This is a genomic window from Paractinoplanes durhamensis (assembly GCF_016862175.1).
Classification (GTDB): Bacteria; Actinomycetota; Actinomycetes; order Mycobacteriales; family Micromonosporaceae; genus Actinoplanes; species Actinoplanes durhamensis.
In genome coordinates this window covers 17175-36129 of the sequence record NZ_BOML01000035.1, presented here as the reverse complement: position 1 = coordinate 36129, position 18955 = coordinate 17175, and the positions used below count along the sequence as shown (strand labels likewise).

The window sequence follows — 18955 nt, the reverse complement described above, 5'->3', positions numbered from 1 at the left end:
CAAGAGCGGGCTACGCCGCTACGATCAGGCGTTAATCGATCGCTCTCCGTCGATCTCCCCGGCGGCGTGGGCGGTTGAGCCTATGGGAGGAGCACGAAGATGACCCTACGTGTCCCCGTTCGGCGGATCGCCTCCGCCGGCCTGTTCGCAGCACTCCTGGTTACCGTGGTCGGCGCGCCGGCCGCCGCCGCCCCGACCGGCTCGATCCGGTATGCCGACAGCGCCACCGCCATCCGCGGCAGCTACCTGGTCGTGCTCAAGAGTGGCGCCGCCGTGCCGGCCGGTGTCGCTGTCACCGAGCGCTACACCGCCGCGCTGAACGGATTCGCCGCGAAGATGAGTGAGGCCGCCGCCAAGCGGCTCGCCGCCGACCCGGCCGTCGCCTACGTCGAGCAGGACCAAGTTTTCACGGTCGCCGACACGCAGAGCAACGCCACCTGGGGCCTGGACCGCATCGACCAGCGGGCCCTGCCGCTCAGCACCACCTACACGTACCCGCGCACCGGCACCGGCGTCCGCGCCTACATCATCGACACCGGCATCCTGACCACCCACACGCAGTTCGGCAGCCCGAGCCGGGCCACCAGCGGGTACGACTTCGTCGACAACGACGCGAACGCGACCGACTGCAACGGGCACGGCACGCACGTGGCCGGCACGGTCGGCGGTTCCACCTACGGCGTGGCCAAGGGCGTGAGCCTGGTCGGCGTGCGGGTGCTGAACTGCTCGGGCAGCGGCACCACGGCCGGCGTCGTGGCCGGCATCAACTGGGTGACCAGCAACGCGGTCAAGCCGGCGGTGGCGAACATGAGCCTCGGCGGCGGCGCCAGCACCACCATCGACAACGCGGTGGCCTCGTCGATCGCGTCCGGCGTCACCTATGGCGTCGCGGCCGGCAACGGCAACATCTTCGGCATCCGGGCCAACGCCTGCAACTACTCGCCGGCCCGGGTGCCGTCGGCGATCACGGTCGGCGCCACCCAGAACACCGACGCGGCCGCGAGCTTCTCCAACTACGGCACCTGCGTGGACATCCTCGCGCCGGGCGTCAACATCACGTCGTCGTGGTATTCGAGCACCACCGCCACCAACACGATCAGCGGTACGTCGATGGCCACCCCGCACGTGGTCGGTGCGGCCGCGCTCGTGCTCCAGGCCAACCCGACTTACACGCCGGCGCAGGTCGCGTCCTACCTGACCACCAACGCCACCCCGAACGTGGTGACCAACCCCGGCACCGGCACCCCGAACCGCCTGCTCTACGTGGTCAACTGACCGGCGGCGTGCCGCATCAGTGAACCCAGCACCCGGACCGAGTCGGTGACGCTTCCGAAGTGGGAGCCGGCGTTGCCGTCCAGGTAGGTCGCGGGAATCGGGACCTCGTCGATGCGGCACCCCGCGCCGGCCACCGCGAGCAGCACGTTCATCTCATATTCGAAGCGTTCGCCGGGCACGTCGCAAAGATCTTTCAAGAGCGTTCCGGGGTACGCCCGGAGCCCGGTCTGCGTGTCCGAAACCGACTGCCCGGTGACCGCCTGGAAGAGCCGCTGCATGACGACGTTGCCGACCCGGCTGCGCAGCGGCATCCGCTCGAACCGTCGCACCCCGAGCACCAGATTGCCGTGCCGCCGTGCCGCGACCGCCCGCACGTCCGCGGCCCGGTGCTGGCCGTCCCCGTCCACGGTCACCACGTCCTGGCCGGGGAAGTGGGCGAGCGCGTGCCGGAAGCCGGTCTTGAGCGCGGCCCCCTTGCCCCGGTTGGTGAAGCAGCGCAGCACGGTGCAGCCCAGCTCGGTGGCCGAGTCCAGGATCAGGTCGGCGTCGGGGCCGCTGCCGTCGTCGACGAGCACCACCGTGGTGTCGTCCCGGCGCAGCTCGCCGAGCAGTTCGAGCAGTTCCGGGCCGGGCCGGTAGACCGGCAGCAGTACGAGCATGGCCACCTGTTACCCAGTCGCGGCCCTCCGCAATAGACCGACCATCAGCCGTTCCCTCTTGCGGAGTACGTCGCCGCGCCGGGCGCCGAGGAAACCGAGCCGGGTGGCCAGCAGCGCACCCCGGTCGTCGTGCTGCTCGCCGCCGGTGGCCGGCACGTCGAGCAGGGCGGCACCGTGCAGCCCGAGCACCTTGCCGGCCAGGTAGCGGACCCGCGGCAGGTGCCAGTCGTGGGTGACCAGGCCGAGCGGGTGCGCGGCGCCGAAGGCGTACCCGTCAAGGAGTTGATCTTCGACGGTGTGCAGGAGGTTTTCCAGGGTGCTGCGCGAGCGGGTCTCGGCATACAGGTCGGCGTGGGCGGCCAGGCCGGCGGCGCGGGCGGCCCGGAGCATCAGGTCGCCCTCGCGGGCACCGGCCGGTGGGGGCGCGGCGCCGGTGCTCGCCTCGGGCCAGCCGCCGGTGAAGACCACCCGCGGGCGGTGCGGGGCGTGCGCCCGGACGTAGCGGGCGGCGGCGTGCAGCCGGGCGGCGCCGGCCGGGGTGAGCGCCCAGCCGGCGCCGGTCCAGCGCACGCCGCGACCGAAAACCAGCAGAACATCGGCAGCCACCCGTCCAGTCTGCCGGTGTGACCGTGCCCACCGCCGGGTGGTGGCACGGTCACCGATCCGCCTGCCGGGAGTTGAGGCAGCATGTATCCGCAGCCACCGCGACGTAGCACGCACATCTCCGGCAGTCCGAGGAACATGCTCGTCTACGACCGGTGGGGGGACTTCGGCCGGCCGGTCCTGCTGCTGCACGGCCTGACCTTCGACCGCACCATGTGGTGGCCGCTCGCCGCCGAGCTGACCCGCGGCTGCACGGTCGTCGCGCCCGACCTGCCGGGGCACGGGGACAGTCCGGCCCGTGACGAGATCAGCATCGCCGGCCTGATCCGTGATCTCGCGACCCTGCTCAACCGGCTCGACCTGCACCGCGCCCCGATCGTGGTGGGGCATGCCAGTGCGGCCCGGCTGGCGACGGCGTTCGCCGAGACGTACGCCACACACCACGTGCAGACGGTCGACGAGATGGTCGGCGAGGTGCCCGAGTATTTCCGGCCCTACACCGAGCCCCGGCACGACAAAGCGCTGCTCACGGCGTACGCAAGCTGGCCTTGGGAAGCGGAAGCGGTCTTCCCGCACCTCGCCGATCCGGCGGGTTTCGCCGGCGACATCCAGGCGCTGTTGCCGTGAGCTGATCTCTGTCAGCCCGGTGTCAGCGGCATGTGCGGGCCATGTCAGCGGCCCGGTCCAGGCTGTCCCCAGAAACGAGGAGGGGACATGACTGATCTTGTGGTGCGGGCCGAGGGGCTCCGCAAGCGGTTCGGGAAGACGCAGGCGCTCGACGGGGTGGATCTCGCGATGCGCCGGGGCACGGTGCTCGGGGTGCTCGGCCCGAACGGTGCCGGCAAGACCACCGCGGTGCGCGTGCTGGCCACGCTGCTCCGCCCGGACGAGGGCTATGCCGAGGTGGCCGGCATCGACGTGCTGAAGCAGCCGCAGCGGGTCCGCCGGCGGATCGGGCTGACCGGCCAGTACGCGAGCGTCGACGAGGATCTGACCGGCACCCAGAACCTGGTGCTGATCGGGCAGCTGCTCGACATGCACTCGAGCGACGCCAAGAAGCGGGCGGCCGAGCTGCTCGAATGGTTCGACCTGAGCGAGGCCGCCGGCCGGCCCGCCAAGACCTACTCCGGTGGCATGCGCCGCCGGCTCGACCTGGCCGCGAGCCTGGTCGGCCGGCCCGAGGTGATCTTCCTGGACGAGCCGACCACCGGTCTCGACCCGGCCAAGCGCGAGGACATGTGGGGCGTGGTGCGCACCCAGGTCGCGCAGGGTTCGAGCGTGCTGCTGACCACGCAGTATCTCGAAGAGGCGGACGCGCTCGCCGACGAGATCGTGGTGATCAACAAGGGCCGGGTGATCGCGTTCGACACCCCCGACGGGCTCAAGCGCCGCGTCGGTGGCCTGACCCTGCGGGTGCGCCCGGCCGACCCGGCCCGGCTGCCGGATGCGCTGCGGGTGCTCGACATGGTCGCCGCGCCCGGCACCAACGCCAGCGCCGACACCGCCGCCGGCGCCCGCGGTGGCGCGGTGAGCGTGCCGGTCACCACCGACACCGCCCTCGACGAGGCACTGCCGGCCCTGCGCCGGGCCGGCGTCGAGGTCACCGAACTGGGCCTGCACCTGCCCAGCCTCGACGAGGTGTTCCACGCCCTGACCAGCGAAGATGCTGTTCCGCAGACCTCGAAGGAGGCTGAGCTGGTGTGACCGCCTGCACCGAGCGGCACTTCCGGAAGCTGACCGCCCAGGCCGCAGGCGAGGGCCAGAAGGGCATACCTAAGGAGGACTCAGAATGACTACCTTGACGATCAACCCCACCACCACCGACCTCGACATCGATCGGCCTCGCGGGGGCGCGTTCGCCGCGCTGGCCCGGCACAGCGTCGCGCTCGCGCGGCGAAGTTTGATCAAGACGATTCGGACGCCGGAAGCCCTGATCGACGTGACCCTGCAGCCGGTGATCTTCCTGCTGCTGTTCACGTTCATCTTCGGCGGCGCCCTGGCCGGCGGCGACCGGCACGTCTACCTGCAGTTCCTGCTTCCCGGCCTGCTCGCCCAGTCGCTCGCGATGGGCGGCATCGCGCTCGGCCAGAACCTCAACGCCGACATCGAGAAGGGGGTCTTCGACCGGTTCCGCTCGCTGCCGGTGGCCCGGATAGCCCCGCTGGCCGGTGCGGTCGCCGCCGACATCGTCCGCTACCTGACCGTCTGCGTGGTCATGCTGGGCTTCGGCACGATCATGGGCTTCCGGGTGGAGACCGGCTTCCTCCCGGCGGTCGCCGCGGTCGCCCTGGCCATCGGGTTCGGCCTCAGCTTCTGCTGGATCTCGGTCTGGGTCGGCATGATCGTGCGGACCTCCGGCGCCGTGCAGGGCGTGATGTTCCTGCTGATCTTCCCGCTGTCGTTCGGCAGCCCCGTGTTCGTGCAGTCCGACACGCTCCCGGGATGGCTCCAGGCGTTCGTGCACGTCAACCCGATCACGCCGCTGGTCAACACGATCCGCGGACTGCTGATCGGCGGCCCGGTGGCGAGCCCGCTGTGGCAGACGCTCGCCTGGATGGCCGGTCTGCTGGTGGTGTTCGTGCCGCTGGCCCTGCGGGCCTACTCGCGGCGAGCCTGAGAGATGACGTTCTGGTCCCCGGCCGGCAGCGCCTCGCGGCGCAGCCGAGCCGGGTCGACCTGTGTCCGGGCCGTTTTTCCGTCGAGCTTCCATCCGATTTCGTACGCCGCGGCGAAGGCGCCCTCGCCGAGCGTCCCGCTGATCCGCTCGATCAGCCGCCGCGTCTCCGGGTCGGTGCGATCGTGGGCGCCGCGCAGCCGGGCCGCCGCGCCGAGGATGACCGCCGCCTCGTGGTAGCGCTCGTAGAAGGCGGCCAGGCCGGCCGCGGTCACCGAGACGACCGCCAGTATCGGCATGTCCCGGGTGTCCAGCCCGGCCGCGTAGGCCGTGGCCAGCGCCACCTCGGCGCCCGGCCCGTCGCCGGTCTCGATGCACAGCGACGCCCGGACCGCGTTGAGCAGCGCCACCCCGTGATCGGGCGCGAAGTTCAGCTGGGTCGCCATCCCGTGCTCGGCCCGTTCCACCAGCTCACGGGCTTGCTCCAACTCGCCGAGCCGCACCCAGAGACCGGCCGCGAGGGCGTCGATCAGGATGATCATCTCGGTCGAGCCGATCCGCTGCACCCGTTCCCGGATCTCGTCGATCATCGTGATCGCCACCTCGGCGTCGCCGCTGCGGATGCTCAGATCGATCCAGCGCAGATCGATGAAGATCTCGTCGCTGAGGCTCAGCGACCCGAACTCGCGGGCCAGCGCCCGCGCCTCCCGCAGGTCGGCCTGCGCGCCGGCGAGATCGCCGTCGTACTGCCGGATCAGCGCGCGCATCGGCAGCGCGGTGGCCTGCCCCCAGCGGTCGCCGGCCCGGCGGAAGCACTCCAGGGCGATCGGCACGTCGACGCGGACGCCGTCGAGGTCGCCCTCGTTCTCGGCGAACTGGGCCCGGAAGATCCGGGCGAGGCCGGCCAGCCAGACGTCCGGCCCGTCGGCGAGCCGCCCCATGATGGCGAGCGCCCGCTCGGTCTCCTGCACGAAGAACAGCGTCACCGAGGTCAGGGCACCGGCCAGGCCGCTCAGCTCCGGGTAGGTGAGCAGCCGGTCGGCCAGCAACCGCAGGTCGGACTTGCTGTCCCAGGCCGATTCGCTGAGCAGTGGCGACCGGTCGTTGATCCGGCTGAGCAGCAGGATGGCCTGGGCGCAGTCGCGGTCGAGGTTGTCCTCGCCGACCGGCACCGCCACCGCCTCGCCCAGCCAGAAGGTGGCATCCGCGTGCCGGCCGAGCATCTGCCAGTACCAGGCCAGATGCAGGGTGAGGGTGACCGCGCCGGGGGAGTCGCCGGAGTCGCACAGGTAGCGCAGGGCGGCGAGGATGTTGTCGTACTCGGCGTGCATGGCCCGCAGGGAAACGAGCTGGCCGGGGCCGCGCAGCCGCGGTTCGTGCTCGGCGACCAGGGCGGCCAGGTGGCGGGCGGCGTGCCCGCGCACGGTGTCGAGGGCGCCCTGTTCGGTGAGGCGTTCGATGCCGTACTCGCGCAGGGTCTCCAGCATCCGGTAGCGGCCCGGTTCCGGGGCGAGTTGCAGGATGGACCGGTCGACCAGGGCGGCCAGCGTCGCGGCCGGGTCCGGGATCTCCCGGCACACCGCCGTGGCCGAGGCCTCGGTCACGCCGCCGGGGAGGACCGAGATGTGCTCGGCGAGGCTGCGCTCGTCGTCGGTCAGGAGGTCCCAGCTCCAGGCGATGACCGCGCGCAGGGTGCGATGGCGGGGGAGCGCGGTGCGGCTGCCGGTGGTGAGCATCCGGAACCGGTCGGACAGCCCGGCCGCCAGCTCGGCCAGGGACAGCGTGCGCAGCCGGGCCGCGGCCAGCTCCAGCGCGAGCGGCATGCCGTCCAGGCCGCGGACCACCCGGACGATGTCGGTCAGGCTGTTCTCGTCCACGTCGAACCCGGGCCGCACGGCCGCGGCCCGCTCGGTGAACAGCCGCACCGACGCGGTCCGGCGGGCCTGTTCGACGCTGCTGCCGGCCTCGGGCAGGGTGAGCGGCCCGAGCGGGACCAGCGCCTCCCCGTCGACGGCGAGCGGCTCCCGGCTGGTGGTCAGCACCCGCAGCCCGGCGCAGCGGGGGAGCAGGGCGGCGATCAGGTGCGCGACCGCGTCGATGAGGTGCTCGCAGTTGTCGACGACGAGCAGGATCTGCCGGCCGCCGAGCTCGTCGGTGAGGGCCTCGAGTTCGTTCCCCTGGGGCGGGGCCTTGCTGGAACCCTCGAAGAACGCGGTCCCGCGCAGCCCGATCGCGGCCAGGAAGGCGGCGCCGACCTTGGCCGGTTCGGTGACCGCGGCAAGGTCGATCAGCCAGGTGCCGTCGCGGTATTCGTGCCGGTGCCGCCGGCCGGCCTCGAGCGCGATCCGGGTCTTGCCGGCTCCGCCCGGCCCGAGCACCGTGACGAGGCGCCCACCGGCGAGCAGCGTGTCGATCCGCCCGAGGTCGTCATCCCGTCCGACGAAGCTGGTCAGCGACGCGGGCAGGTTGCTGGGCGCCGGCCCGTCGCCGATCCCGTGCGGCGCGGCGGCCGCCGCGCCGACGGCGCTTCCGCCCGCGCCTGCGTTTCCTTCCTTGCCGGACATTTCTGAAATGTCCGGAGGGTGTAGCAGGCGCATGTGGCGCTCGCGGAGGGCGGCTCCCGGGTCGGCGCCGAGAGCGTCGGCCAGCGCCCCGCGGACGCGCTCGTAAGCGGCGAGGGCCTCGGCTTCCCGGCCCTGCGCGGTCAGGGCGTCGATCAGCAGCGCGGCGACCCGCTCGTGCGCCGGGTTTTCGTCCAGCAGGGCGGTCAGCCGGGCCTCGGCCGTGGTGGCCCGGCCCAGCGCCAGCTCGGCGGCGGCCAGGTCGGCGATGATCTCGACCGATTCGCGCAGCAGGCGGGTGGCCACGGCCGGCGCCACCGCGGCGACCGCGCCCGGCGTGTCCCAGAGCGCGACGGCCGCGCCGAGCAACTCGGCCGCGGCCTCGGCGTGGCCGGCCCGCAGGTTTTCCCGGCCCGCCGCGGCCAGGCGCTCGAAGCGCAGCGCGTCGACGTCGTCGTCGGTCACGTCAAGCCGGTAGCCGCCCTCGACGCCCCCACCGAGGATCCGGCGGAGGCGGGACACCAGGGACTGGAGCGCGTTGGTGGGGTCGGCCGGCTGCTCGTCCGGCCACAGCGCGTCGACCAGCACGCCCGGGTCGACCGGCCGGCCGCCGGCCAGCGCCAGCCGGGCCAGCAGGCCGCGCAGCCGGGCGCCGACCACGGGCAGCACGGTCTCGCCCCGGCGCACCTCGAAGGTGCCCAGCAGCGTTACCCGCAACCCCCCGCTCTCCCCCACGACGTCGATCCTCTCGCGTTCCGGCCCCGGACCCAAAACAGTCCTCTCTCAGCATCGCCTCAGGTCGTAATGTGCGGCGCGCAGAATGAGCCCATGATCGACCTGTTGCTCACCAATACGTCCCGCGGTGACATCGGCATCTCCGATGGCCGCTTCGTCGCGCCGGACGAGGCCCGGGAGACCCGGGACCTCGGTGGGCGGCTGGTCACGCCGCCGCTGGTCGAGCCGCACATCCACCTCGACGCGGTGCTCACCGAGGGGCAGCCGCGCTCCAACCGGTCCGGGTCGCTGTTCGAGGGGATCGCGATCTGGGCCGAGCGTGTCCAGGATCTGACCGTCGAGGACGTCAAGGAGCGGGTGCGGCGGGTGCTGCGCTGGCAGCTCGCGTGCGGCGTGCAGCACGTCCGCAGCCACGTCGACGTCTGCGATCCCGGCCTGACCGCGCTGCGCGCCCTGGTCGAGCTGCGCGCGGAGGCCCGCGGCGTCATCGACCTGCAACTGGTCGCGTTTCCGCAGCAGGGCATCCTCTCCTTCGACGGCGGCGCCGACCTCATGCGCAAGGCGGTCGACGTCGGGGCCGACGTGATCGGGGCGATCCCGCACTACGAGCTGACCCGGGAGGACGGGGTCGAGTCGGTGCGGTTCGCGATGGCGCTGGCCGAGGAGCACGGGCTCCGGGTCGACATCCACTGCGACGAGACCGACGACGAGCACTCCCGGTTCCTCGAGACGATGGTGGCCGAGACGATCCGGCGGGGGATGAGCGGCCGGGTCACCGCCAGTCACACCACGGCCATGCATTCCTACAACGCCGCGTACGCCTACCGGCTGATCAACAACATCGCCCGGGCCGGCCTGCACATGGTCACCAACCCGCTCGACAACGCGGTGCTGCAGGGGCGCTTCGACACCGGGCCGATCCGGCGTGGGCACACCCGGGTCAAGGAGCTCCTGGCGGCCGGGGTCAACGTGGCGATCGGGCACGACTCGGTGATGGACCCGTGGTATCCGCTCGGCTACGGTGACCCGCTGCAGGCCGCGTTCGTGCTCGCGCACCTCGGGCACATGAGCGGCGCGGACGAGTTGCGGACCCTGATCGACATGATCACGGTGGCGCCGGCCGCGGCCCTCGGCGTACAAAATCATGGTCTTGATCTTGGAACTTCGGCCGACCTCGTCGTGTTCGACGCGACCGGGGAGGCCGAGGCCCTGCGGTTGCAGCGGCCGCGTTATCTGGTGATGCGGGCGGGCAAGGTCGTCGCCGCGACCGAGCCCGCCCACACCACCGTCACCTGGGATGGCGTTACTCAGGACGTGGAGTTTCGCTGAAACCGGAAGAACGCCCAGTAGAGCAGGGCCGAGACCACGAAGCCGACCTCGAAGGTGAAGTCGCCGAACGACGGCCAGTGCGACGGGACCGGGCCGACGTATTCGCTCTGGTTCGAGAAGAGCCAGATCGAGACGACCATGCCGACCGCCATCGCGACCGCGCCGCCCCACGGGTTGTGCGCCTTGTCGTAGAGGAGGCCGTCGACCCGCTTGCCGCGGCGCAGGTACCAGTCGGTCAGGTAGACCGCGAGCCACGGCCCGATCCAGTACGCGATGATCAGCAGGAAGCTCTCGTACTTGTGCCCGGCGTCGCTCAGGCCCGACCAGGCCAGCAGGAAGCCGAGCACGCCGAAGACGCCGGAGACGATGGCCCGGCGCAGGCCGAGCGGCACAGGGAAGCCGAGCGCCAGGAACGACATCGACCCGGAGTAGATGTTGATGGCGTTCGCGCTGATCGCACCGAGCGCGATGGCCAGCAGGGTCAGGTTGGCCACCACCGACGGCAGGTGACTGGTGAAGGCCTCGGTCGGGTTCTCGATGCCGGGCGCCGCGATGGTCGCCGACGCCGCGCCGACGATCTCCAGGAACGCGCACGACACGAAGATGCCCAGGCCGGCGAAGACACCGGTGGAGACCTTGCTGGTCGACGGGGAGAGGTAGCGGGTGTAGTCGGTGGCGTACGGGTTCCAGCCCGCCGCGTACCCGAAGGAGGCGCCGACGGTGAGCAGGAAGCCGCCGAGGCCGCCGGTCCCGCCCGCGACCGCCGAGGGTGACGCCTTGCTCAGCGTGATGATCGACGTGATCAGGAAGATCACCGCGAGGATCGGGAACGCGTAGCGCTCGAACGCCTGCACCAGGTTGTGCCCGAAGAACGCGATCGCCACCTGCGCGACCACCACGAGGACCAGGCACAGCACGTTCGGCAGGTCGGTCAGCGTGGCCAGCGCGAGCGCGCCGCTCACGCTGTTGACCGCGAACCAGCCGATGCCCGCCACCACCGCGTTGAGCCCGGCCGGCAGGATGTTGCCCCGATAGCCGAAACCGATGCGGGACAACACCATTTGCGGTACGCCCATGGCCGGGCCCCGCGCCGACAGGATGCCGTGGGTGGCCGCGCCGAGCGCGGTGCCGAGCACGATCGCGGCCACCGCCTGGCCGAACGTCTGCTGGAAGTAGAGCACCGAGATGACGCCCACGAAGATGGTCGCGAACTCGAGGTTCGGCGACATCCACGTCCAGAACAGATTCAGCGGGCGGCCGTGCCGCTCCGCCACCGGGATGAAGCCCGCGCCACCCGGCTCCACTGCCGTGACGCGAGCTCCGTAACTGCCTTCCCGGACCTCAGCTTCGGTTTCCAACGCTGCTGTCATGCCTGCCTCCGGCCTCGATCGACCTCGATGACCTGGAGTAGACGCCCGATCTGTTTCCGGATTATTGCCGCTTCCAGCCGAGCGCGGGAGCGATCTCGGTGGCGATCAGTTCGAGGGCTTTCACCGCCGCGTCGAAGTCCGGAATACCCGGATTGAACTGCGTAATCAGATCGGTGGCGACCGGCAGCACCTTCTCCTTCCGCAGCGCCTCGATGATCTCGTCGGGGTGGCCGATGAAGGCGTGGAACCGGCGCAGGTACTCCTCGGTGCTCCGGTTCGCCGGGAAGGTGCCGCGCCGCACGAAGCCGGCCGTCGCGTTGTTCAGGCCGTCCTCGATCTGCCGCAGGGCCTCCTGTCGGTCCTTGGCCGGGAAGACGAAGCGGGACAGCCCGATCCGCGGCTTTCTGGGAAGGTCCCAAGCCTCGAGGAACGCGTCCGCCCACACCCGCTGGACGACGTCGGTGTCCTCCTCGTAGCCGTAGGTGGCCCGGTTGAGCAGCAGGTTCGAGCCCTCCTGGGCGGTGTAGCGCGCCCCGCCCTCGCTGAAGATGCCCTGCCAGATGCGGTCGCTGAAGTCGCTGACCGGCGGCGGCTGGATCGTGAAGCCGGGCGCCACCTCCGCGCCGGCCAGCGCCGTCCGCAGCGTGTGCAGTCCGGCCGTGGTCAGCTCGCGCTTCTGCTCGAAGTCCTTGCCGAACACCGCGTATTCGGCCGGCCCGGAACCGCTGCCGACGCCGATCTCGACCCGGCCGCCGCTGAGCGTGTCCACCACCGAGACGTCCTCGGCCAGCCGGATCGGGTGCTCCAGCGGCACGATCGTGATCGCCGTGGACAGCCGGATCCGGCGGGTGCGGGCCGCCGCGTACGCCAGGAAGGTCCAGGGCGAGGAGAGGCCGCCACCCTGCAGCGGCTCGTGGTGCTGGGCCACCCAGCCGACGTCGAAGCCGAGATCGTCGGCCGCGACGAACAGTTCCTGGGCGTTGCGATAGGCGTTCTCGCCCTGGACGTGGGTCAGGAACCCGAGACGATTCACGGGACCAGCACCTTCCGGGCGGCGGTGTGCACGTTCTCCGGGACCGGCAGGCCGAGGTTGCCGCGCAGCGTCGCCGAGTCGTACTCGGTGCGGGCCAGGCCGCGCTCGCGCAGGATCGGCAGCACCTCGTCGGTGAACCGGGCGAACTCGCTCGGCACCCCGACCCCGATGTTCAGGCCGTCGAACGCGCCCGCCTCGAACCACTCCTGGATCGCGTTCGCCACGGTCAGCGGGGACCCGGTGAACGGCGAGCGCTGCGCGTCGATGCTGCGCTGGACGACCTGGCGCAGCGTCAGGTTGTGCTCCCGGGCCAGCTTCTTGATCGACTCGGCCTGGGTCTTGAAGCTGGTGGCACCGGCGTCGCCCAGCTCGGGGAACGGCGCATCCAGGTCGTACTGGGTGAAGTCGTGCCAGCCGAACGGCCGGCCCAGCTCCTTGAGCGCGCGGTCGAAGTCCTTGCCGCCGACCCGTGCCGCCTCGATCGCCCGAGCCTCCTCGTCGGTGTCCGCGATGATCGGGTTGAAGCCGGGCACGATCAGCACGTGGTCGGGGTCGCGGCCCTTCGCGGCGGCCCGGGCCCGCAGGTCGTTGCGGAACGCCACCGCCTGCTCGATCGTCGCCGCGTGCGTGAAGATCGCCTCGGCGATGCTCGCGCCCAGATCGCGGCCCTCGTCCGAGTCGCCGGCCTGGAAGATGACCGGCTGGCCCTGCGGCGAGCGCTCGATGTTCAGCGGGCCGACCACCTGGAAGTGCTCGCCGACGTGGTGGAGCGGGTGCTGCCTGCTCTTGTCGAAGAAGACGCCCTGCTCCTTGTCCCGCGGGAACGCGTCGTCCTCGTACGAGTCCCACAGCCCCTGCACCACCCGCACCGATTCGAGGGCCCGGCCGTAGCGGGCCGCGTAGTCGTAGTGCTCCTTGCGGCCGTAGTTGCCGGCCGTGCCGCCGTCGCCGGTCGCGACCACGTTCCAGCCGGCCCGGCCGCCGCTGATCAGGTCGAGCGAGGCGAGCCGACGGGCCAGGTTGAACGGGTCGTTGTACGAGGTCGTCAGGGTGCCGACCAGCCCGATGTGGCTGGTGTGCACGGCGACCGCGGACAGCAGGGTGAGCGGCTCGAGCCGGTTCAGGTAGTGGTTCGGCGAGTCCGGGGTGATGAACTGGCTGTCGACGATGAAGAGGTGGTCGAACTTCGCCGCCTCGGCCTGCTGGGCGCGGGCGATGTACCAGCGGATGTCGACGCTCGCGTCACCGGGGATCTCCGGGCTGAGCCACGTGTGGTGCTGTCCGGGACCGCCCACGCCGTAGAAGACGGCGCCGAGTACGAGTTTTCTGCGAGCTGCCATGCCCCGAGTCTCGGCGGCGGCCGGTCGTCATGTCCAAGGAGAGAACGTGATGTCAGCCATTACGCAGGCTCATTAATCCCTAGTAAACTGGTAGGCATGAGTCGGATTCTCGGCATCGCCCCACTGCGCAGCTTCGTCGCGGTGGCCGACTGCGGTGGCTTCCAGCGCGCCGCCACGTCACTGCACCTCACCCAGGGTGCGGTGAGTCAGCACGTCCGCCGGCTGGAGTCCACCCTCGGCCGGGCCCTCGTCCAGCGCGACGGCCGCGGCTCCCGCTTCACCACCGACGGCGAGACGCTGCTGACCCAGGCCCGGCGGATCCTCGCCGCGCACGACGAGACCCTGCGTGTCTTCGAGGTCGAACAGGAGCGGGCGCTGACCATCGGCGCCACCGAGCATGCCGCCGCCCTGCTGCTGCCGGCCCTGGCCGCGGCGTTCCCCGGCCGCCGGGTCCGGTTCCGGATCGACCGGGGAGCGCAGCTGCGCACCGCGCTGGCCGAGGGCCGCATCGATCTGGCCCTGCTGATCGGCGCGGGCGACGAGACCGACGCCCGGACCGTCGGTGACCTGCCGCTGACCTGGTATTCCGCGCCGCACTGGGCGGTGCCAGGGCCCGGCGAGCCGATTCCCCTCGTCGCCTTCGACGCGCCCTGTGCGCTGCGCAGCCGGGCCCTGGAGACCCTCGCCGGGCACGGACTGCCGGCCGAGATGGGCTGCGAGGCGGCCCATCTGGCCGGCGTGCAGGCGGCCGTCCGGGCCGGCCTCGGGGTGGCCCTGATGGCCGGCCTCGGTCAGGGCATCGAGGGCCTGGTCGCCCGGGACGACCTGCCCGCCGCCGAGCCGCTGACGCTGGCGGTCCGGCCGCGCGGCGGGCTGCCGGACGGGCTGCTCGGCGACGCCGCGACCGCGCTGCGGGTGCTGCTCGGCTGAGTGACTACCGGGCGGTGCCGGTGCTGGTCACCAGCTTCGCGTTCGCGATCTGGGTGTCCAGCAGCTTCTTGACCGCGGCCAGTTGGGTGCTGACCTTGGCCATGCTGCGCTGCTGGTAGGCGGTCTCGACAGCCAGCATGGTGCCGGCCACCCTGGTCTGGGTCTTGCAGGCGACGTCGGCGGTCGCCACCGCGATCTCCGGCTTGCCCGGTTTCGCGGTCTGCCAGCGCTGGTCCGCGGCGGCGGCCTTCGGGCTGGGGTAGTCGAACCTCTGCGCCTTCATGCACCGGCTCCACTCGGCGACGGCCCGGACGACACGGCTGTCCCGCTCCATCTGCGCGTAGGTGTTGACCTGGAGGGTCTCCGCGATTCCCGGATCGGCGACGGCCGCCCCTTTGCTGAGCTGCCGCATGGCGTCCTGCGCGCATCCGCCGGTCGGCACGCTCCGACCGTGGAATGTCGGCCGGCTGCCACCCCAGACGTCAATCGCATCCTGGGTCGGCTGCTTTATCTTCGCCTGCTGGTCGGAAATGTATTTTTGTCGGCGTTGCGTGTCGAGCGCGTGGTAGCCCTCGGTCGTCACCTTCGCCGAATCGGTGATCCAATAACGCCGTTCGTTCTGGGTCGGCGCCGCACCGGGGGTCGGCGAATCGGCGGGCCAGTCGAGACCGAACTTTTTCATGCATTCGCGGCCGAGAATATTCAGGGCCGCCGTCATAAAAGGAATCTGTTCCGGGGACACCCGATAGGGGTCGATCGGCAGCACGATATCGGAATCCGAGCGCACCGCCGGAATGGCGCCGATGGCCGGCTCGGTGGGTGGTGCGGGGGTGGCGGCGCAGGCCCCGGCCGTGGAAATGACCAGGACGATGCCGGCGTGGGCGAGGATCCTTCTGGTGATCATCTTCGACGACTCCTTGCCGGGGGACAGCCCGCCCGGGAATGCCGGACGGGCTGTCGTTCGGGTGGCTGTCTCCGTTACCGACTCAGATGAACTCGTGGCCGCTCAGGGCCAGGTCGAAGCTCTCCAGGTCGTAGTAGGCCCAGCTCAGGCTGCCCGACGTCTGCTGGTAGGGCAGAACCGTGATGTACGCGCCGCCGCCGCCCGCGGCACCGCCGAAGTTGATGTAGGTGTGGACGTACTTGGTCTGGTGGTAGTTGGCGATGCTGCGGGCCTTGTCGTTCACCGCGCCGGCCGCCACGCCCGCTGCGGACTTGAAGACCTTGCCGGTGTAGGCGACGACGTCCACGTTGGTGTCGTACCGGTTGCCGGCGTAGTTCTGGGCGTCGAACAGGACGAACTCACCGAGGTTGGGCTGGCCGTCCTCGGCGGCGGCGAGGGCCGGGGTGGAGAGGGCGGCGACACCGAGGACGCCCGCAGCAATAGCCAGGGCAACACCAGTCTTACGGATCATTTCGAACTCCCGGTTATCGGGCGGAGCTCGGCTACGGTTTGAACCGAGCTGGGGGTCCGCACAGCCGCTTGGCGATCATTTGTGGTGTCAGCACTTACTGCCTCGTACGCTGGGTTCTGTGCGGTCACCGTGGATAGCCCGGCAATGCGGCTGTGAGGTACCAACAGTGTTAACCCGGAAACTGGTTCCCGTCAATGACAGTTTCTACGGTGCAATCGTCGGTGATCGAATTAAAGTGCTCGCCCATTAATGCAGCGCTCACGAATAGGTGAATGAATAGCACTCATCCCCGCAGTGCGTTGTCCGAATGGCCGATCCGAAGGTGGCCGGAGGGAGGACGATCGGCTCTGGCCTGTCGGCGGACCCCGATCGAGCCCGGCCCTCCACCGACGAAAACGGGGGACCTGCGCGTGTGCGCAGGTCCCCCGTTTGCCCGGGCGGGTGGTCAGCCGCCGGTGATCGACCAGTGCCAGGCCTCGGCCGGCAGGTTGATGAACCCGTATTCGGCGGCGTGCAACTTCAGCCAGGCGAATGCCGGGCTCTTCGACGTGAGTGTCCTGCCGCCGGACGTGATGTCGACGGCCATGCCGATCTCGTGCAGCGACCGGCCGGGGATCGCGGTCGGGACCCGGCAGGACGACGCCGGCGCGGTCCACACGTCCGGGCAGCCGTTGATCGTCCGCAGCTCGATCTGCCGCTGCTTGGTCCGGAATCCGCCGCCGGAGATCGCGATGCCGTCCGCCTTGGCGTCGTCGACCATCCGCCGGAACGCGAACGCGACGTTCTTGTGCACGGTCACCCCGTACACCTGGGCGGTGTCGGCGATGGTGAACGCCGGCCGGATCTGGGTGACGACGGTCTGGCTGAGCGCGGCGGCCTGCCCGGCGAGGACCGGCGCCGAGCCGACCCCGGCGATCCGCACCTGCGTCTGCGAGATGGCGACGGACGCGGCCTTCCAGCCCGCGATCGCGGTGGTCAAGCCGGTGGTCGCGGTCCGCGCGGCGGTCGCGGCCTCGTTGCGTACGCCGGAAGCACGCTCGACCTGCACCTTGCGGGTGTTCACGGTCTTCACGGCCGCGTTGACCACGCCGGTCGCCTTGGCGATCGCGGCGGCACTGCGCGGCTTCACCTTCGAGGCCTTGGCCAGGCTCTTCTTCGCGTCGGTGGCCGCCTGCACGGCCGCCGCGAGCTGGGCCCGGGCGTCGGCGTCGGCGGTGGTCGCGGCGGTCAGCCGGGCCTGCGCGGCACCGTTGGTCGCCTTGGCCGCACTCACCTCGCCGACCCGGGTCGCGAAGGTGGCCTGGGCGGCGGTCAGGGTCTGGCGCAGCGTGGCGAGCTGCGCGTCGGCGGTGAGGCTGCGGTACATCAGCGTCGACCACGTCTGGGCGACGGTGGGGACGACGGCTTCGGCCGGACCGGCCGGCGAGGCGATCGTGCCCCCCACCGCCGCGATGATCAGTGCTGCGGTGAAACGTCGGGCTCGGGCGCTCTTGGGATGCTCGGGTCGCGTAGTCACCCCGAAGAGACTGGCTACCGCCGGGTGCAGCCAAGTCCCGGCGGCGGAGCGAGCCGGTTGCAACCTAATCGAAAGTGAGCACCGGTTTGATGGCCGTGCCGTCGCGCATGCCGGCGACCGCGTCGGTGATCCGCTCGAACGGGAACGTGGTGATCAGCCGCTCGATCGGCAGCACGCCCTGCCGGTGCAGGTCGATGAGCTGCGGGATGAAGGTCTGCGGGTCGGAGTCGCCCTCGAGGACGCCGTGCAGGCGGATGCCGGCGTTCATCAGGCTCATGATGTCGAAGGTGACATCGCGGCCGATGCCGACGACGGCCAGGTTGCCGAGCGGCCGCAGCGCGCCGACCGCCTGCTTGAGCACGTCGGGCCGGCCGGTGGTGTCGACGATGTGGTGCATGCCGGTGACGTCGCCGACGCTGTCCGCCTCCTTCGCGCCGAGCTCGGCGGCCAGGGCGCGGCGGGCGGCGACCGGGTCGACGGCGACGACCGTGCAGCCCGCGGCGACACCGGCCATCACCGCGCTGAGCCCGACCCCGCCGCACCCGATGACCAGCAGCGATTCGCCGGGCTCGGGGCGCAGCCGGTTCAGCACCGTGCCGACGCCGGTCTGCACGCTGCACCCCAGCGGGGCGGCCACCTCGAACGGCAGGTCGGCCGGCACCCGGACGGTGTTGCGCTGGTGGGCGAGGGCGTACGTGGCGAAGCTGGATTGTCCGAAGAAAGCGCCGTGCACCGGGGTGCCGTTGCGGGACAGCGGGGTGGTGCCGTCGCCGCGGCCGCCGGAGGTGTTGAGCGAGCGCGCCGCGCGGCAGTAGGCCGGCTGCCCGGCCGCACACTGCGCGCAGCGGCCGCAGCTGTGGAAGGTGAGGCTGACGTGATCGCCCGGCGCGAGACCGGTCACTTCGGCGCCGACCGCCTCGACGATCCCGGCGCCCTCGTGGCCGAAGACCATCGGCGTGCGCGGCCAGACGGCCTGCATGGTGAGGTCGGTGTGGCAGAGACCGGCGGCGGAGATCCGTACGCGCAATTCGTCTGCTCTGGGGTCTTCGAGGTCCAGATCTTGAACCACGAAGGGCGCGCCCCGGGTCTCGGTGACGGCCGCCCGGATGCGCATCAGGCCTTTTCCAGGATGAAGTAGTAGAACAGCCCGCCGTTGCGCTTGACGTTCATGATGCCCATCAGCGTGCTGTCGTCGACCCGTTTGAAGTGGTCGAACACCGGCTGACCGTCGTAGACCATGGTGGCGGTGACCTCGCCGCGGAACTCGATGTTCCACAGGCTGGCCTCGCCCTTGCCGAGCTCGGAGTTGGAGTAGAGCTCGCCGTTGGCGCCGCGGCAGATGAGCGGTTTGGCGTCCTGCACGCTCACGAACGTCTTGCCGAACCAGCCGGATTTCGCCAGCTGGCCGTTGAGGGGGTGCCCGGTGTCGAACTCGCTGCCGCGCCACTCGCCGAGGATGTCCTCGGCCCGGACGGCGGGGAGGGCGGCCCAGATCTCGTCGAGTTCGCCGGTGGGGATCCGGCCGTCCTGCTTACGGAGCTCCGCGAACCTGCTCGGGGCATTCATCCTGACATT

Annotated in this window: 17 protein-coding genes; 6 read left to right on the top strand and 11 right to left on the bottom strand. The window is 71.0% G+C overall.

Annotated elements, in window-relative coordinates; genetic code table 11:
• Nucleotides 1-99: 99 nt before the first annotated feature.
• Nucleotides 100-1275 (top strand): S8 family peptidase, encoded by a 1176-nt coding sequence (locus Adu01nite_RS21485; protein ID WP_203728709.1) that lies wholly within the window; start codon nt 100-102, stop codon nt 1273-1275.
• Here the strand turns inward: Adu01nite_RS21485 and Adu01nite_RS21480 are convergent.
• Nucleotides 1260-1934 (bottom strand): glycosyltransferase family 2 protein, encoded by a 675-nt coding sequence (locus Adu01nite_RS21480; RefSeq protein ID WP_203728708.1) that lies wholly within the window; start codon nt 1932-1934, stop codon nt 1260-1262. The genes Adu01nite_RS21485 and Adu01nite_RS21480 overlap by 16 nt on opposite strands.
• 9 nt (nt 1935-1943) lie before the next feature.
• A complete protein-coding gene (locus Adu01nite_RS21475; protein WP_203728707.1) occupies nt 1944-2540 on the bottom strand; it encodes an ElyC/SanA/YdcF family protein in 597 nt (198 codons plus the stop codon).
• A 135-nt stretch (nt 2541-2675) separates the two neighbouring features.
• Between Adu01nite_RS21475 and Adu01nite_RS21470 the strand changes: the two genes are divergently transcribed.
• The 3 genes from Adu01nite_RS21470 to Adu01nite_RS21460 all read left to right on the top strand — a co-directional run bounded on the left by Adu01nite_RS21470 (nt 2676) and on the right by Adu01nite_RS21460 (nt 5154).
• Complete coding sequence (locus Adu01nite_RS21470) at nt 2676-3164, top strand: alpha/beta fold hydrolase (RefSeq protein ID WP_203728706.1); 489 nt, start codon at nt 2676-2678, stop codon at nt 3162-3164.
• Nucleotides 3165-3251: 87 nt separating this feature from the next.
• The gene (locus Adu01nite_RS21465; protein WP_203728705.1) at nt 3252-4241 is read left to right on the top strand and encodes an ATP-binding cassette domain-containing protein; all 990 of its coding nucleotides are present in this window, start codon (nt 3252-3254) and stop codon (nt 4239-4241) included.
• An 85-nt stretch (nt 4242-4326) separates the two neighbouring features.
• On the top strand, nt 4327-5154 hold the full coding sequence (locus tag Adu01nite_RS21460; RefSeq protein WP_203728704.1) for an ABC transporter permease: 828 nt from the start codon (nt 4327-4329) through the stop codon (nt 5152-5154).
• Here Adu01nite_RS21460 and Adu01nite_RS21455 read toward each other — a convergent pair.
• Nucleotides 5136-8447 carry an AfsR/SARP family transcriptional regulator gene (locus tag Adu01nite_RS21455; RefSeq protein WP_239132599.1) on the bottom strand — a complete coding sequence of 1104 codons (3312 nt, stop codon included), beginning with the start codon at nt 8445-8447 and terminating at the stop codon, nt 5136-5138. The two genes, Adu01nite_RS21460 and Adu01nite_RS21455, sit on opposite strands and share 19 nt — an antisense overlap.
• 93 nt (nt 8448-8540) lie before the next feature.
• Here Adu01nite_RS21455 and codA point away from each other — a divergent pair, with 93 nt between their 5' ends.
• Nucleotides 8541-9776: a cytosine deaminase gene (gene codA, locus Adu01nite_RS21450; protein ID WP_203728703.1), complete on the top strand. Its 1236-nt coding sequence runs from the start codon at nt 8541-8543 to the stop codon at nt 9774-9776.
• Here codA and Adu01nite_RS21445 read toward each other — a convergent pair.
• The 3 genes from Adu01nite_RS21445 to Adu01nite_RS21435 all read right to left on the bottom strand — a co-directional run bounded on the left by Adu01nite_RS21445 (nt 9755) and on the right by Adu01nite_RS21435 (nt 13519).
• The gene (locus tag Adu01nite_RS21445) at nt 9755-11146 is read right to left on the bottom strand and encodes a purine-cytosine permease family protein (protein ID WP_203728702.1); all 1392 of its coding nucleotides are present in this window, start codon (nt 11144-11146) and stop codon (nt 9755-9757) included. The two genes, codA and Adu01nite_RS21445, sit on opposite strands and share 22 nt — an antisense overlap.
• A 61-nt stretch (nt 11147-11207) precedes the next feature.
• Nucleotides 11208-12179, bottom strand: coding sequence for an LLM class flavin-dependent oxidoreductase (locus Adu01nite_RS21440; RefSeq protein ID WP_203728701.1), 972 nt, complete (start codon nt 12177-12179; stop codon nt 11208-11210).
• Complete coding sequence (locus Adu01nite_RS21435) at nt 12176-13519, bottom strand: LLM class flavin-dependent oxidoreductase (protein WP_203728700.1); 1344 nt, start codon at nt 13517-13519, stop codon at nt 12176-12178. The genes Adu01nite_RS21440 and Adu01nite_RS21435 overlap by 4 nt, the downstream gene beginning before the upstream one ends.
• 96 nt (nt 13520-13615) lie before the next feature.
• Between Adu01nite_RS21435 and Adu01nite_RS21430 the strand changes: the two genes are divergently transcribed.
• Nucleotides 13616-14449: a LysR family transcriptional regulator gene (locus Adu01nite_RS21430; RefSeq protein WP_203728699.1), complete on the top strand. Its 834-nt coding sequence runs from the start codon at nt 13616-13618 to the stop codon at nt 14447-14449.
• Between the two features lie 4 nt (nt 14450-14453).
• On the opposite strand, the gene Adu01nite_RS21425 is transcribed toward Adu01nite_RS21430, so the two are convergent.
• From Adu01nite_RS21425 to Adu01nite_RS21405, 5 genes are all read right to left on the bottom strand, one after another.
• Nucleotides 14454-15353 (bottom strand): hypothetical protein, encoded by a 900-nt coding sequence (locus tag Adu01nite_RS21425; protein WP_203728698.1) that lies wholly within the window; start codon nt 15351-15353, stop codon nt 14454-14456.
• Nucleotides 15354-15435: 82 nt separating this feature from the next.
• The gene (locus tag Adu01nite_RS21420; RefSeq protein WP_203728697.1) at nt 15436-15864 is read right to left on the bottom strand and encodes a hypothetical protein; all 429 of its coding nucleotides are present in this window, start codon (nt 15862-15864) and stop codon (nt 15436-15438) included.
• A gap of 445 nt (nt 15865-16309) precedes the next feature.
• The gene (locus Adu01nite_RS21415; protein ID WP_239132598.1) at nt 16310-17380 is read right to left on the bottom strand and encodes a D-alanyl-D-alanine carboxypeptidase family protein; all 1071 of its coding nucleotides are present in this window, start codon (nt 17378-17380) and stop codon (nt 16310-16312) included.
• 64 nt (nt 17381-17444) lie between these two features.
• Entirely contained in the window at nt 17445-18494 is a 1050-nt protein-coding gene (locus Adu01nite_RS21410; protein WP_203728696.1) for an NAD(P)-dependent alcohol dehydrogenase, read from the bottom strand.
• On the bottom strand, nt 18494-18946 hold the full coding sequence (locus tag Adu01nite_RS21405) for a DUF4334 domain-containing protein (RefSeq protein WP_203728695.1): 453 nt from the start codon (nt 18944-18946) through the stop codon (nt 18494-18496). The genes Adu01nite_RS21410 and Adu01nite_RS21405 overlap by 1 nt, the downstream gene beginning before the upstream one ends.
• Between the last annotated feature and the right edge of the window lie 9 nt (nt 18947-18955).